This is a genomic window from Ruegeria sp. SCSIO 43209, assembly GCF_019904295.1.
Taxonomy (GTDB): Bacteria; Pseudomonadota; Alphaproteobacteria; order Rhodobacterales; family Rhodobacteraceae; genus Ruegeria.
This window is the reverse complement of sequence record NZ_CP065360.1, coordinates 64,384-78,143: the sequence shown is the minus strand read 5'-3', so window position 1 is coordinate 78,143 and position 13,760 is coordinate 64,384. Positions and strand designations below refer to the sequence as shown.

Genomic DNA, 13,760 nt, shown 5'->3' with positions numbered 1-13,760 from the left:
AGCCGCGATGCAGAGGGAAAGCAGCGCCGAGTTGTCGGAACGCGTGAGCCAAAAGGCGATCTAATCGAACGATTCAGCGCTTCACCCCGTCTGCGGCTACCTCTCAAATACTGCGCGGTGCCCAGAGAATAATACCCGCACCGACAAGGCAAATGACCGCTCCAACTACATCCCATTGATCCGGGCGATGGCCTTCCACACCCCATAGCCACAGCAGGGACGATACGATGTAAACGCCACCGTAGACTGCATAGGCGCGGCCCGCCTGATCGGCGGGGCTGAGCGCCAGTAGCCAGGCGAAAGCGGCAAGGGACAGCATGCCCGGTGCCAACCAAAACACGCTCTTGTCCAGCCGGAACCACGCCCAGAAAGCAAAGCATCCGGCAATTTCGGCCAGCGCAGCGACGAAGTAGATAAGAACCGTCTTCATCGGGCGAGACATACGTTCCGAGGAGGATCGGGTCTATTAGGAAAAATCTTTCAAATTCAAAGAAGCGACCCCAAATCCGATCCAACACTTGGATAGGCCGCCGTCATCGACTTAAGCTGCTTGGCCGCCAGGCCCAGCTTGATTGCCAGCCCGAAGAAATTGATCAGTTCGCCGTATTCCGGGCCGAACAGGTGCGCGCCGAGGATCTTGCCGTTCGACCTGTCCACGAGGATCTTCGCGGCGGCGGAGGTCTCGCCGATCCTGTAGTTCGAGTACCAACCGCTCGTGTCGGTGAACCGGACATCTACGTCATGCCCGGCGTCCCTTGCCTCACTTTCCAACATGCCGACACGCGCCAGTTCCGGAACGGTGAAGACGGCTGTTGGAATACCGGCATAGTCCGGTACGGTCTGCGCGTCCTTGAGCATGTTGGAGGCTGCGACCTTCCCTTCGATCACCGCGACCGGCGTCAGCGGCATACCATCGGTGTCGGCGGAATCTCCGGCGGCATAGACCGCGCTGCTTGTCGTGCTTTGCAGATGGGGGGCTACAACGATGCCCTTGTCGCTGTAGTCAACACCGGCCGCCTCAAGATTCAAATCGGCCAGGGCTGCAACCCGGCCCGCGCCATGCACGACCAGATCGGTTTCGATTGTTCGGGTTTCATCGCCTGACTTCACTTCAACACTTAATGCTCCACTGGCTTCCGAGACCGACACGATTTCGGTCTCGCGCATCAGGTCCACGCCGATACCGGTGCCGCGCTCGATCAGCATTTCGACCAGATCGGGATCGAAGCCGCGTAAGGGCCGGGCGCCACGATCCACGATGATCGGGTTGGCTCCGGCCCGTGCGGCGATATGCGCAAACTCGAAGGACACGAAGCCGCCGCCGATAAAAAGAACCCGTTTGGGAAGGGCCTCCAGGTTGAGGAAATCCGTGCTGTCGATCACGAGATCGGCCCCTGTGAAGCTCAGCGGCCTGGGCATGGCACCGGCGGCCACGAGGAACCGTTCCGACTGATATGCCGTTCCATCGACCTCCAGCGTGTTGTCTCCCGTGAAGCGGGCAGCTCCATGCAGGGTTTCGACGCCGTTGCCCGACAGGCCCTTTTCCATCTTGTCCGGCACGGGATCGGTGAAGCCACGCTTGTGTGCCATCAGATCGGCCCAGTTGATCGACAGATCACCGGGATCGATCCCCTTGCCCTGCATGAGCCGTGCCGCGTCCATGATTTCCGCACCGCGCCGCAGGATTTTCTTTGGATCGCAGCCGCGCAATGCGCAGGTGCCGCCGTAGGGCAGCGCATCGACAATGGCCACACGCCATCCTGCTGCGCCACATTTGTTCGCCGCGGCCACGCCTGCCATGCCAGCCCCGATGACGATCAGGTCGTAGTCTTCGCTCATTTTCTGGTCCTATCCTTGAGTCTATCCGGCGCAGCAGCTCAACTTTGCCACGTCCATATCGAAGGTTTGAGCCGCCAGCTTCAGCCCTTCCACCGTTGTCAGATACGGGAAGATCGTCTCGCCGAGTGCCTTGGTGGTCATGCCGAACTTCAGCGCCATGACGAGGGTCTGGATCGTATCGGACCCCTCGGGCGCGATGATCTGGCCACCAAGCAGCCGGTCGGTCTTCCTGTCCGCCACCAGCTTGATCAATCCGCGCGTATCGCGGGCCGCCAGCGCACGCGGCACCTGATCGAGGGGCACGATGGACGTCTTGACGTCGAAGCCCGCGTTCCGCGCCTGGGTTTCACCGAGACCGACGCCCGCGACCTGCGGATCGGAAAACACCACCCAGGGCATCGCGGCGTTGTCGTAGCGATGGTCTTCGCCGAGAACCGCGTTTTTGGCGGCGAGCTTTGCACCGTAGGCCGCCATATAGACAAACTGGTCACGGTCGGTCACATCGCCCGCCGCATAGATGCCTCGCACCGATGTCTGCATGTCCTCGCCGACGACGATGGACCCGCGCGCGTCGGTTTCAACGCCGATTGCGTCCAGGCCCATATCTTCGGTATTGGCCCGCCTGCCAGCGGTCGAAACGAGGTGATCCGCTGTCACTTCGACAGGCTTTCCGTTCTGGATCACGCGTAGCGTCACGCCTGCGTCGTCGCGGCGCACAGTGTCGTAGCTTAACCCGGTCAGAAGGGTGATGCCTTCGGCCTCAAACGCCGCCGCCAATGCCTCCGAGACCTCTGGTTCCGCGCCGGGCAACAGATGCGAACGGGCGACGAGCGTGACCTTCACGCCCATGCGGCTCATCATCTGGGCCAGTTCCGCGCCAATGTAGCCCGCGCCTATGAAGATCAGGCTCTTCGGCAGTGTTTCGAGTTCCAGAAGGCTGGTGCTGTCGAGCGCGCCGATGTCCTCGATCCCGTCGATGGTCGGCAGGACGGGACGCCCGCCCGTGGCGATGATGGTCTTCGGCGCTGTCAGGGTTCGCTCACCGACTGTCACGCCGCCTTCGATCAGCCGCGCGGGACCGGCGTCGATGTAATCGACACCCTCATATTCCGGCAGAAGGTCCGCGTATTTCTTCTGGCGCAGGGTCGCGACCAAATCGTCCTTGGACTGGACGAGTGTGTGCCAATCATCCACGTGTGCCTGCCCCGATAGACCCGGAAATCTCTTGGCAGCCTTTGCACCATGGACGGCCTCTGCCGCACGGATCATCGCCTTGGACGGCACGCATCCCACGTTGACGCAGGTTCCGCCGATGGTGCCATGTCCCACGAGAGCGACGCGCTTTCCGGCATCCGCGCCGGTAATTGCGGCGGAGAACCCCGCCGACCCCGCCCCGAGGACGATCAGGTTATAGCCGCCTTGGCCGTCGTCGTTTTTGTTCAGGTCTTTCATCTCAGCGCGCCTCACCATACTCGGGGTTGTTCGATTTGGCAGCGAACAGATAAATGACCGCGCCGATTGCGATCAGCGGTGTGAGCATGCCGAGAAGACCGAAGAACATACCGGTGGCGGTGCAACATCCCATCATCATTAGAGCGTTCCTTTCTTTTGCGCACGGTTCAGCAGAACCGCGTAGAGTGCTGTGGCGGCGAAAACGCCGATTGTGATCCGTATTGCGAACCTGAATTCGAGAAGAATGATCAGGATCGACAGGGCCACCGCGAGGCCGGTGGCCCAAAGTTTCGGGGCCGGTCCCGGTTTGCCAGCGCGCAGCCAAAAGGCCTGTGCCACCACGGCGAGGCTGAAAAACAGCAGCGGGAACAGGGCGTAATCGAGCCAACCCGATAGGGCCGACAATCCGACGCCAGCGATGATGACGACCAGAAACGGCGTAAAGCAGCAGAGCGCGGCGAACAGCGCACCGCCAAGCCCCCATTTCAGCAGTCGGTCGGGATTTTCTGGTGTGTCAGTCAATGGGCCGTCTTTCTTCGTGATGGTTCGGTGCTGGAGGCCCGTTTCATGTGTGAACGACGCAGTGCGCGGAGGATCAGGTAGGTCAGACCCGCCAAAACCAGCATGGCATTGCCACTCATTCCAGAGAGCCAAGCCCCAACGCCGCCGAACAACGCTGCAAGCACGGCAGTTCCGCCGCCGCAGCAGACGACCACGACCGGAGCCGCTACTCCGAAGGCCAGTAGGCCACCCATCAAATTGTCACGCATTGCAGACGGCTCAGGAGGCTGTGTCGGGCAGCACGTGCGCCGGATAGCCATTGGCCGTCACCGCGCCGATGATGCTTTCGATGGAAGTTTCGGCGTCATCGTAGGTCACGCTGTAAACGCCCTGTCCGTATTCTGGGCCGTCCTCGAACTCGGCGATCTCGACCGAAGGAACACCGCGCATGGAACTGGCGACGATGAACGAACAGGACGGGCAGGTCAGATCGCTGACGGCGATCTCGACCTGACGCTCTTCGGCGAAAGACGGAGTTGAGAGTGCGGCGACGGTCAGGGCAGATATCAGGAGGTGCTTCATGGTCATGGTCCTCGTTCAGAATTTCAGGATGAAGGGGGTGAGGTAGGGAAAGATCATCGCGACAGCGACAATCGCGGAAGCGGCCCAGAGGGTTGCCCGCATGATGCGGCGGTCGATGGGGCGCGCGCAGGTGCCGTCGGCACAGGACTCGGCATCTACGGGCTTGTAAGCCTTGTAGAAGCCGTATCCCAAGAACGCGACGCTCAGCGCGAAGGTGTACCATTTGTAGGCATAGAGCGCCCCGAGCTGCGCGATGAACACGCCTGTCACGCCAAAGCTGACCAGCACCAATGGAAGGATGCAGCAAGAAGTCATCGCCAGCGCACCAATGACGCCGAGGCCGGTCACGCCCCATCCCTTGGTGGTTTCGTCGCCAGTTTTCTGCGACCGAGATTGCGGCAGTTCTGCCAAATGTTGTTCCATCGAATCTTCCTTGAACAGATGTTTCCACCGTTCTAGGGTCTGTAGCTGATACAGGCTCAAGGGGTTTTTTTGCGAAATGAGTAACACAAGCGTGAGATCAATTCGGCGGGGTGATTTGGCACGCGCAACGGGCTGCAACCTGGAAACCATTCGCTACTACGAGAAAATCGGGATCATGCCGGACCCGCCGCGCAGTACGAAGGGTTACCGAAGCTACGACGATGCCCACGTCAAGCGGCTGAAATTCGTCATGCGGTCCCGCGATCTAGGCTTTTCTCTCGAAGAGGTTCGCGGGCTGCTTGGGCTGGTCGATGACCGATCCCGGACATGCGCCGAGGTGCAGATCATCGCCGAAGATCATCTGACTGACGTTCAGGCCAAGATTGCCGATCTGCAGCGCATCGAGCGCGTCCTGTCGGACACTGTTGCGCGATGCACCGGCGATGCTGCCCCGGAATGCGCGGTGATCGACGCCTTACTCGATGCTTAGTCCGCCCTGAGAAGAGGGGGCAGCGGACCTTCGTGAACGGCGCAGCGAAAGCCCGAAAAGTCCGCATATCCGACCTCTGGCATACTGGAAGACCTGTGATAGCTGCCCGAAGTTGTCAGATGTCCACTACGAGCCCGAGGCAGCCGCAAGTCATCAAGAAAAAGCTGTCAGCTTGAAACTTTATACAAAGGCCACTCGTCGGGAACTCCCTTTAGTTGCCGGTCTCCCAGTGACTCAAATTGTAATCCTGACCCAACAACGAGACTTCTTACAACGCCAGACACCCAAGCTTCGCCACCCGGCACTAACTCAAGAATTCGCGCGGCGATTGTGACCGCCAAACCGGAAACATCATTGCCCCGGCGCAAACATTCACCCGTGTGGATGCCGGCGCGAATAGTTAGACCAAGGTCGGACGCTTGGGACTTTATTTCTTTCGCGCATGCGATCGCCCGGCTGGGACCAGTGAAGGTAGCAAGTATTCCATCGCCCATTGTCTTAATTAAAGTTCCGTCATGGCGGGCAATTGCTCGCGCTGCGAGAGCATCATGTTTCTCGATGGTGCCTTTCCATGCCTCGTCTCCAACGCGTGTCGCGATGGCGGTCGATCCTTCAATGTCAGTCATAAGGATTGTCGAAAGCACACGGATTTCTTCCTTCTGAGGTGCTTCGCTGCAAACGAAATCGGTAATTTGCTTTACAATGGCACGCGTGTCGCCAATCCAAGGCAGATGGTCCGAGTTTTTTACAAACTCAAACCGGGCATTCTGAATGTTTTCCGCAAGGTACCGACCGTCTTCCACCGAAACGGAAATATCTTTCTCGGGGTGCAAGATCAGTGTCGGGGCTTCGATTGCCGGAAGAATTGACCTGTAGTCGGTCTCATAATTCAGACGTGTGATGGCAATTGCTGAACGGGGGCTAGCAGATAAAGTGAGCAGCTTATTGAAGAATGCCTGTTCTTCCGGATCATCCTTAACCGAAGGGGCTGCCCACTCCAATTCGCAACCAAGGTTTCCCCAATTGGCTTCGAGGTGTTTTAGGTGCTCTTCGAATTCAGCGCGACGCCTGCCTCTTGGCCAGTCTGGTTTCCATGCGTCGCAAGGGCGGCTGCCAATCATTACCATGGAACTCACTCTTTCCGGATAGCACGCTGCAAACATTGCGGTCATCGCACCACCTTCGCTGATCCCGAAAATTGCTGCTTTTTCACTGCCCACCGCAGCCATAACCGCACGAATATCTTCCGCGCGTTCTTCCAGCGTAGGTGCTCCGACATCACGATCGGACATTCCTGTTCCGCGTTTGTCGAACATGATGACCCGGCATTTTTCTGCCAATCCACTAAGGAAATCTCGGTAACCTTGGTGCTCCCAGACCACATCTATGTTGTGGAGCCAGCCAGAGATATAAATCAGATCGACTGGCCCTTCGCCGACGACTTGATAAGCGATTGCCACATCGCCCGCGCGTGTGAATTGAGTGGGTGGTTTTGTAAAAGTGGTCATGGCGCGTTCCGAATGCGTTTCGCTGTCGAATATGACTCACACACGGCAAAAGCCAAAACCATTCGTTCAGTTTGTTATTGTCGACAATAATTCTAACGGCAGTTATGTCCGCGAAGCGGCAAATTACCCATCAGCTGTCCTACCACTTCTCTCCGAACGGGCGAATGTCGAGCTCGAAGGTCCATGCCGATTTGTCTTGGTGTGCGAGCATTAACGCAGCTTCTGCAATATGCACGGGATTGATAAAGAACTCGTCCGGTTCGTTTGGCGCGAAGTTCGTCCGAGTGTCCTCCGTATCGATTACGCCATCGATAACAATGTATGCCACATGAACGCCTTTCGGGCCTAGTTGTTTCGCGAGAGCGTTCGCTAAGACACGCTGGGCGGACTTGGATGGCGCAAACGCCGTTGTCCAAAGGTTGCCTCGAAGTGCCGCAGTGGCTCCTGACACAATAATTGTGCCTGAACCGCGCTCAGACATTTGCGGCCCGAGAAGCTTGGCCGTCGCAAATAGACCTAATGCGCCTACGCGCCAGCTTTGCTCGAATTGAGTTTCCGACACTTCATCGAGCGTGCCGAATTGAGCGAGGTCAGCGTTGTAAATCGAAACGTCAATCTGGCCAAGTTCGCTCTGGACTGATTGCAATGCCGCCTTGAGACTGTCCGGGTGTCCAGCGTCACAGGCAAAGGTCTTCACAACCGGACCAGACGCACCGTCTCCGCTTGTACCCGCGCCCGACCTGCTTAGAAGCGCGAGGTCATACCCGGCTCTCTTGAATACTTCGGCATACGCGGTCCCGAGGCCCGGCCCAAAGCCGATGATCACACAGACTTTTCCACCCACGTCAAAATACTCCCTCGCTATAGTTGCTAGGTGGTCATCGTATCACATGAAATTCAAATAGAGCAGCGAACAAGAGCCCTGTCCCGCTTAGCCGTCAATCGTGGATTCCGCAGCTTGGGTCTGGATTGAGCCCAAAGCACCAAATGCTGTGCGCCCAACCAATGGCGGCTATGCAACTTGCCCCAACGCGCTTAGTGTCACGTGCATGAGCACGTTCCGAAACGCCAAACCTTCCGACGCAACTCGATGCTTTGAGATCGAAACTGCTGCCTATGAAGGCGACGAAGCAGCGACCCTCAAAAAGATATCCAAGAGGATTGAGGAATATCCCGATGGTTTCCTCATTCTTGAAGAACAAGGCGAGATCGTTGGCTTTATCAATTGCGGATGTTCCCATGACGTCGAAATGTCTGATGAGGAATTTAAGGAGCTTGTGGGGCATGATCCCGACGCTCCGAATGTCGTCATTATGTCTGTCGTCGTTGATCCTGCCCATCAGGGAAGGGGCCTATCGCGGGCATTGATGACTGAATTCGTCGACCGCATGGGAAAAGTGGGTAAATCGGCGATCTTCCTTATTTGCAAAGAGCATCACGTCCCACTGTATGAGCGATTTGGATACAGCTATTTGCAGCCATCGACTTCCGACCATGGAGGAATGACTTGGCATGAGATGTCTATGAAGCTTTAAATTCTTTGGAGTGCGAGACGTGATACCACTTGAAAAGCCCTTGCGATTGGCCGTTGAAACTGATGCTCATGCACTTGCGGACTTGGTGAACTTTGCAGGCGAAGGCCTGCCGCTCCATGTCTGGACCGGGCTGGCACAAGATGGCGAGGACCCTTGGGCCGTCGGTCGCGCGCGACAGGCTGAAAAGGCACGAGAGGGGCAAGTGGTCGTAATTGACTTTGGAAACGGGGCGGTTGCTGGCTTGACAGGCTATGGTATCGGATCAGAACCAGAAGAATTTGGAGATGACTTCCCAGCCTTGTTCCGTCCCTTGCAGGAACTGGAAAACAAAGCGTTGGACAGCTGGTATGTGAATGTTCTGGCTTGCTACCCAGAGAACCGTGGTCAGGGACTCGGATCGAAGTTACTTGATGTCGCTGACGACATAGCCCGCGACGCGGGGTACAACAAAATGAGTGTTATTGTCGCCGATGAAAACGTGGGAGCAAGACGTTTATACGAGAGAAAAGGATACTCTGAGTTGGACAAAGCCCCATGCGTCAAAGACGGCTGGGACACTGAAACTGAAAACTGGGTTCTCCTCGTGAAGTCGCTGTCTTGACACTGTCAACAATCGGTCTTTCTCAGAACAGACCGCTCTCGCTTTTTGGCTCACGTGGCGTTGGCTCTCACAAGCAATCTTTTTACTGTGCCTCCCTAGAGCTGCCGTTGGTGGGAGGGCTACGAAGGTAGGCAAAAGTCCGCAATACGGTCGCTGTAGAAAACTGCAGCGAAGGGCTAATTTTTTAGCCCAAAGAACCGAATGCGGCGGAGCGCGTTAACGTCAGATCTGGTGCCCCTGCCCTGATTAAATACGCATCTTTGTGCTGGAGGCTTCCTGTGGGTGGCAGGTCTTAGTTTAAGTTGCATTAGACTATCAAAGGGCAACAACAAGATGCATAGCTGCAGTTCGGTTCCAAACCTAAGCACTCGTAACCCATTTAGGCCTCTATGCTTGGATTGGTTTGCTTGGCAACCCTATCGCCTCTCTGATGTGGTCAGGCAGATGAAGATTTTGTGCGAGAATATCCGCCTTTTCTGACAGCGCTTCCGCACGTTCTGCTGCAGTTTCCGCTTTGGAGAGTATTCCTGACTTCCTAAGTATCCACGACTTCACTAACCAGAAGTGTCTGCAGTAGGGGCGCATTTCAGTTGCGTCTGAAATTGCGTCGATAGCGAGTTGCTTATCACCCGTCATCATGTGGGCAATCGAAAGTGGATAAAGCCGGTACGGAAGAAACGGATCCTCGCTGGAACGACTCACGGCCTTCGCTAAACTATTCCGAGCAGCTACCCAGTTGCCGGCAATGACTTCGGTGTAACCACTCGCCTCCATACCCAAAACGTAGCTGGGATTGAGTCGGAAAATCCTATCAATGTCCTTCCGGGCGCCATTCAGATCACCCGCGAGGCGCGCGCGTACCTGCGCCCGCGTATACCAGCAGTAGTCAGAGCGAGGCGCAGCTTGAACGGCCTTGTTCGAAGATTCAATGATCCGCACACGCAAATCGGGATCAGCCTCGCGATAGCATGCTTCTAGGGGGTAGAGTTTGGCTTCACACCACATTGCAAGCCCGGACCCGTTCTCGGGATCAAGTCCAAGCGCTCGCTCCAGTAATTTACCCGCATGATTATAGTCCTCGACGGTGGCACGGTAAAACAGCATTGCCGCTCGGGATCTCAACTCACTAGGGCTCAATTGATCGTCTGGAATATTATTAAGCCGGTCACCGTCAAACGCATTGATCTGCAGACGTAAATCGTCTGACAGCTGTTCTGCAGCCCGATCGCTTAATTCAAACAAATCCTCAGAATCTCCGTTTAAGAAGCGCGACCAAGTTACCTGTCCATCGCCCAATCGGGTAAGGCTGGACGATATCTTTGCTTGGCTCTCCCGGCAGCGCAACCTGCACCTCAGGCTGTAAGTTGCTTTGGTCTCGGATGCTGAATCTGTTGCAATTACACGCACACCAGTGCGGCGAGAAAGACTGTGAACCAACTGCTCCTGCAGGTCAGCGCAAACCTCAAGCGTCTCTCTCGTTTCGGGAGCACTTGTGACCGGCTCGACTGCAATGGAAGGCAATTCGGTGAGTTCAATTTCACGCTGTGTGGCGGGCCGCCATTGAAACCCATTCACAGGATTGGCAAGGTTCTTTAAATCGAATCTACCCGCATCGCTGAAGCCCGCTGAAAGCTTTTCGTCCAACTGCCGCTTAAGGTCTTCGGAGATCATTACACCACCGGGTGGAGCCTCGGTTTGCAGGCGTGCGGTGATGTTTATACCGGCACCATACATGTCGGCCTCGTCTTGAACAATTTCCCCGAGATGCGCAGCCATCCTAAGCCTGATTTTCTCATGGTCGACCAAGGCCAACTGCACAAACTGAGCGGTTTCGATTGCCGCTGATACTGAAGGAAAGGCAATTATCCATCCATCACCCAAGCGCTTCAGTATCTCGCCGCCTCTTTGTACCGCCTCTGGTTCCAGTATTTTATCCCGAAGTTCGCGGACCAGTCCGATTGCGTGCGACTGATCCGCCTCCATCGCAGACGTATAGCCGACCAGGTCGGCCATCAAGATCACAGCAAGGCGAGCTTTCATAAAGCGAGGTTAAGACAACGTTCAAGCATTGTCATCTTTTGAAAGCGGACAGTTCGACTTCGATACATCATCACAGCGATGCAGCGAAGGTCGGCTTTGTTAGCAACACGGAAGTCGTCAGGAAAACCGGCCGTTCGAAGTATTCCAACAGAATCTCCCTTCGGACCCCGGTTTGGTTTAAGGTTGTCTAAACAACGTTGGCTTCTCACTTTGAGACGAAGTTATCCAAAGCAAGACTGAAAGAGAATTGAATGAAACGCCTGTTTCCATCTCTGCCCGAGAACGCAACACTTGGAAGTGTCTATCAAGCCTTTCCAGACAAGCTTGCTCCGCTTTGTGCGTACGAAAGCTTGGTGATGAGGGGAGAGAGCGACCTATCGGTCGCCCAACGTGAATTGATTGCAGCCTATGTCTCGGGCTTGAATGCTTGTGCCTATTGCCATGGCGCACACATCGTTTTCGCCAAAGCCTATGGCGTTGAGGTCGAGACAATCGACGCACTGATGGAAGACCGCGATACGGCGCCCATCGAGGATCATCTCAAACCGTTACTAGCATACATTGAAAAGCTCACCGTCTCGCCATCCCGAATGACAGAAGCCGACGCAAACGCGGTCTACGCGGCAGGCTGGTCAGAGAGCGCGCTGTTCGATGCTATCCAAGTGTGCGGTGTCTTTAATCTCGTGAACCGCTTCATAGAAGGAACAGGTGTTCAAAGCCCTGGCAACGACCCCAGACAAGCAGACGAAGCCACATTGAATCGATACCGCAGCGACACCTTCTACACTGATTTCGGACGAGAGAACGGCCTCGACATCCCTTGAATTGATGTTGTTCTAAAGTTCGAGCCGCCGCGAAAAGCTGGGACAATAAAGCGGCAGAAGCGCCCTTACGTTCCGAGGTTAACCAATTCGTCGATACCAGTCGGCACCTTCAGTTATTTTGGTAAATCCATGTTCAAGCCTCAATGATCCGCCCTGCTTTTCGTAGATAACCCATTTTCTGATAAGGTTTGGAGACTTGCGGGCTTTGTAAGGGGGGAGAGTTGCTTAAGTTTGACGCGGAGACAACGAGATTACTTGAAATCGCCTATCAAGGAGCTGAATTGACGCGGCGAAGACAGGCTTCATTTGATGCGCTGTGCCCGGCTCCTGGTGAGACTATTTTGGATGTCGGTTGTGGCAACGGGATGTTAACAGCGGAGTTGGCCCGCGCAGTCGGCTCGGATGGCTATGTCATCGGGATCGACCCAAGCGAGGATATGAAGGCAGCCGCAAGAGAACGGTGCAGTGACTACGCAAACGTGGAGTTTCGTGCGGGCGCCGCAAATAGCTTGCCCATTGAGGATGAGAGTGCTGACAAGGCCGTCTCGGTGCAGGTCTTTGAGTACATCGAAGACGTAGACGGTGCATTGGCTGACACGCTGCGGTGCGTCAAACCCGGCGGGCGGCTTGTCATCAGCGATCTGCACTTTGGCAGCTTGATTTGGTTCAGCGAAGAGCCCGACAGAATGCAAAAGATGCTGACATCCTGGAACCAGCACTTTGTGAGTGGTTCCCTCCCGGAAAGACTGCCCGCACTGATCAAAGCGCGTGGCGACCAAGTGGAAGATGTCTTGTCGTTCACAATGACAGATCATCAGTTGAAGCCTGATGGCCTCGCAATCATGATGATGCACCTTATCAAGCAATACGCTGTCGCAAATGACCATGTTGATCCCACTGTGGCGCAATCGTGGTTTGACGAGCAGTTCGGCCTTGCAAAAGTTGGATGCTTCTTCTTTTCGATGACCCAATTTATCGTCGTGGTGCGCAAAAAGGGTTGATCGTACTACAAAACTGCCACTTGACCTCGGCTGCGTTCGCTAAACCATCTTATGGAGTAAAGTTGGTGGCTGGCTGTTGTCTACCGTCGCAACTCGAATGCCAAGAGTTTAAGGCCGCCTCGCAATCAGTGTTGCAAATAACTGATAGCCAAAAAGTGTGCGTTCTCTTGCACGACGGCGATACTCAGCGACCAATCCATTGTGCAGATCCTCTCCAATTTCACCGCGTTTCATCAGCACTTTGCCAGTTTCTTCGACCCAGGGGAGCATTTGGTCATTGTCCAGAATACTTCTGCTTTGAAGACTGAACTCTTCAACTGTGAATCCCGCATTTGAGGCCAGGCCGCGCAGCTTGGCGACAACAAATCGGTCGGTGACAAACTCGTTAACAAATATCTTGGCGCAGGCGTCCAGAGGATCGTCTGGCATGTTTCCTAGTGACGCTTTCGAAAAGTCAGCGTCACACACCACGAGACACCCTCCCGAACGTAGGACGCGCGCTGCTTCGGCTAAAAGGGGTGCAGGATCTTCCACATGGGTAAGCACCGTGTGCATTATCAAATTATCAACCGAGCCATCATCCAGGGGCAGCGACGCTCCTCCTGCGACCTCAAACTCCACATTGTCGTGGCCCCCAACCCGCGCTCTTGCTTCGGTCACAAAGCCTACCGACGGCTCAAAACCAATGACGCGCGCGGGGTTGGTTTTCTTCGCAATACGGCGCGTAACAGCTCCCGCGCCGCATCCGACTTCAACCGTCAGGCTATCTTCGGCAATTTCAAGTTTGGCCAGATAGTTTGAAACAATCTTTTCCATTGTGGGATCGGCCTGACGCGCGTCCATCGCGTCGGCAAATGCGGAAATGAACTCCGCACCCGCAGCATCTACATCTTGAAACGGATCAGCCATCCCAACCACCCTCCATTAACGCTCAGTATTCTCGACTAAAAATCCTAGCATCACC

The 13,760-nt window shown here is 55.7% G+C and carries 17 protein-coding genes; 5 read left to right on the top strand and 12 right to left on the bottom strand.

What is annotated here, in order from left to right:
- Positions 1 to 103: 103 nt before the first annotated feature.
- The 8 genes from I5192_RS18560 to I5192_RS18525 are packed head-to-tail and all read right to left on the bottom strand — an operon-like array spanning position 104 to position 4,797.
- Positions 104 to 430: a YnfA family protein gene (locus tag I5192_RS18560; RefSeq protein ID WP_171675946.1), complete on the bottom strand. Its 327-nt coding sequence runs from the start codon at positions 428 to 430 to the stop codon at positions 104 to 106.
- Between the two features lie 56 nt (positions 431 to 486).
- The gene (locus I5192_RS18555; RefSeq protein WP_037941653.1) at positions 487 to 1,839 is read right to left on the bottom strand and encodes an NAD(P)/FAD-dependent oxidoreductase; all 1,353 of its coding nucleotides are present in this window, start codon (positions 1,837 to 1,839) and stop codon (positions 487 to 489) included.
- 21 nt (positions 1,840 to 1,860) lie between these two features.
- Entirely contained in the window at positions 1,861 to 3,291 is a 1,431-nt protein-coding gene (gene merA, locus I5192_RS18550) for a mercury(II) reductase (protein WP_216601653.1), read from the bottom strand.
- Position 3,292: 1 nt separating this feature from the next.
- Positions 3,293 to 3,430, bottom strand: a complete 138-nt coding sequence (locus I5192_RS18545; protein WP_153218051.1) for a hypothetical protein — start codon at positions 3,428 to 3,430, stop codon at positions 3,293 to 3,295.
- Positions 3,430 to 3,813, bottom strand: a complete 384-nt coding sequence (gene merF, locus I5192_RS18540) for a mercury resistance system transport protein MerF (RefSeq protein ID WP_037941655.1) — start codon at positions 3,811 to 3,813, stop codon at positions 3,430 to 3,432. Before merF ends, I5192_RS18545 begins: the two co-directional genes overlap by 1 nt.
- Positions 3,810 to 4,061 carry a hypothetical protein gene (locus I5192_RS18535; RefSeq protein WP_171675949.1) on the bottom strand — a complete coding sequence of 84 codons (252 nt, stop codon included), beginning with the start codon at positions 4,059 to 4,061 and terminating at the stop codon, positions 3,810 to 3,812. The genes merF and I5192_RS18535 overlap by 4 nt, the downstream gene beginning before the upstream one ends.
- Before the next feature lie 10 nt (positions 4,062 to 4,071).
- Positions 4,072 to 4,374, bottom strand: coding sequence for a periplasmic mercury ion-binding protein (locus I5192_RS18530; protein WP_253762077.1), 303 nt, complete (start codon positions 4,372 to 4,374; stop codon positions 4,072 to 4,074).
- Positions 4,375 to 4,389: 15 nt separating this feature from the next.
- The gene (locus I5192_RS18525; RefSeq protein WP_253762079.1) at positions 4,390 to 4,797 is read right to left on the bottom strand and encodes a mercuric transporter MerT family protein; all 408 of its coding nucleotides are present in this window, start codon (positions 4,795 to 4,797) and stop codon (positions 4,390 to 4,392) included.
- A 76-nt stretch (positions 4,798 to 4,873) separates the two neighbouring features.
- Between I5192_RS18525 and I5192_RS18520 the strand changes: the two genes are divergently transcribed.
- Positions 4,874 to 5,287: a helix-turn-helix domain-containing protein gene (locus I5192_RS18520; protein WP_153218054.1), complete on the top strand. Its 414-nt coding sequence runs from the start codon at positions 4,874 to 4,876 to the stop codon at positions 5,285 to 5,287.
- A gap of 167 nt (positions 5,288 to 5,454) precedes the next feature.
- On the opposite strand, the gene I5192_RS18515 is transcribed toward I5192_RS18520, so the two are convergent.
- A complete protein-coding gene (locus tag I5192_RS18515; RefSeq protein ID WP_170684029.1) occupies positions 5,455 to 6,795 on the bottom strand; it encodes an adenylate/guanylate cyclase domain-containing protein in 1,341 nt (446 codons plus the stop codon).
- A 139-nt stretch (positions 6,796 to 6,934) separates the two neighbouring features.
- Entirely contained in the window at positions 6,935 to 7,621 is a 687-nt protein-coding gene (locus tag I5192_RS18510; RefSeq protein WP_255612189.1) for an SDR family NAD(P)-dependent oxidoreductase, read from the bottom strand.
- Between the two features lie 223 nt (positions 7,622 to 7,844).
- Between I5192_RS18510 and I5192_RS18505 the strand changes: the two genes are divergently transcribed.
- Positions 7,845 to 8,330 (top strand): GNAT family N-acetyltransferase, encoded by a 486-nt coding sequence (locus I5192_RS18505; RefSeq protein ID WP_170819382.1) that lies wholly within the window; start codon positions 7,845 to 7,847, stop codon positions 8,328 to 8,330.
- A 19-nt stretch (positions 8,331 to 8,349) separates the two neighbouring features.
- On the top strand, positions 8,350 to 8,931 hold the full coding sequence (locus tag I5192_RS18500) for a GNAT family N-acetyltransferase (RefSeq protein ID WP_170684023.1): 582 nt from the start codon (positions 8,350 to 8,352) through the stop codon (positions 8,929 to 8,931).
- A 387-nt stretch (positions 8,932 to 9,318) separates the two neighbouring features.
- Here I5192_RS18500 and I5192_RS18495 read toward each other — a convergent pair whose 3' ends face one another.
- Positions 9,319 to 10,971: a hypothetical protein gene (locus I5192_RS18495; protein WP_223118393.1), complete on the bottom strand. Its 1,653-nt coding sequence runs from the start codon at positions 10,969 to 10,971 to the stop codon at positions 9,319 to 9,321.
- A 251-nt stretch (positions 10,972 to 11,222) separates the two neighbouring features.
- Here I5192_RS18495 and I5192_RS18490 point away from each other — a divergent pair, with 251 nt between their 5' ends.
- Both I5192_RS18490 and I5192_RS18485 read left to right on the top strand, forming a co-directional pair.
- Positions 11,223 to 11,795 (top strand): carboxymuconolactone decarboxylase family protein, encoded by a 573-nt coding sequence (locus tag I5192_RS18490; RefSeq protein ID WP_223118392.1) that lies wholly within the window; start codon positions 11,223 to 11,225, stop codon positions 11,793 to 11,795.
- Between the two features lie 281 nt (positions 11,796 to 12,076).
- Entirely contained in the window at positions 12,077 to 12,796 is a 720-nt protein-coding gene (locus tag I5192_RS18485; RefSeq protein WP_255612183.1) for a methyltransferase domain-containing protein, read from the top strand.
- 108 nt (positions 12,797 to 12,904) lie between these two features.
- Here I5192_RS18485 and I5192_RS18480 read toward each other — a convergent pair whose 3' ends face one another.
- Positions 12,905 to 13,639, bottom strand: a complete 735-nt coding sequence (locus I5192_RS18480) for a methyltransferase domain-containing protein (RefSeq protein ID WP_223118390.1) — start codon at positions 13,637 to 13,639, stop codon at positions 12,905 to 12,907.
- Positions 13,640 to 13,760 lie beyond the last annotated feature (121 nt).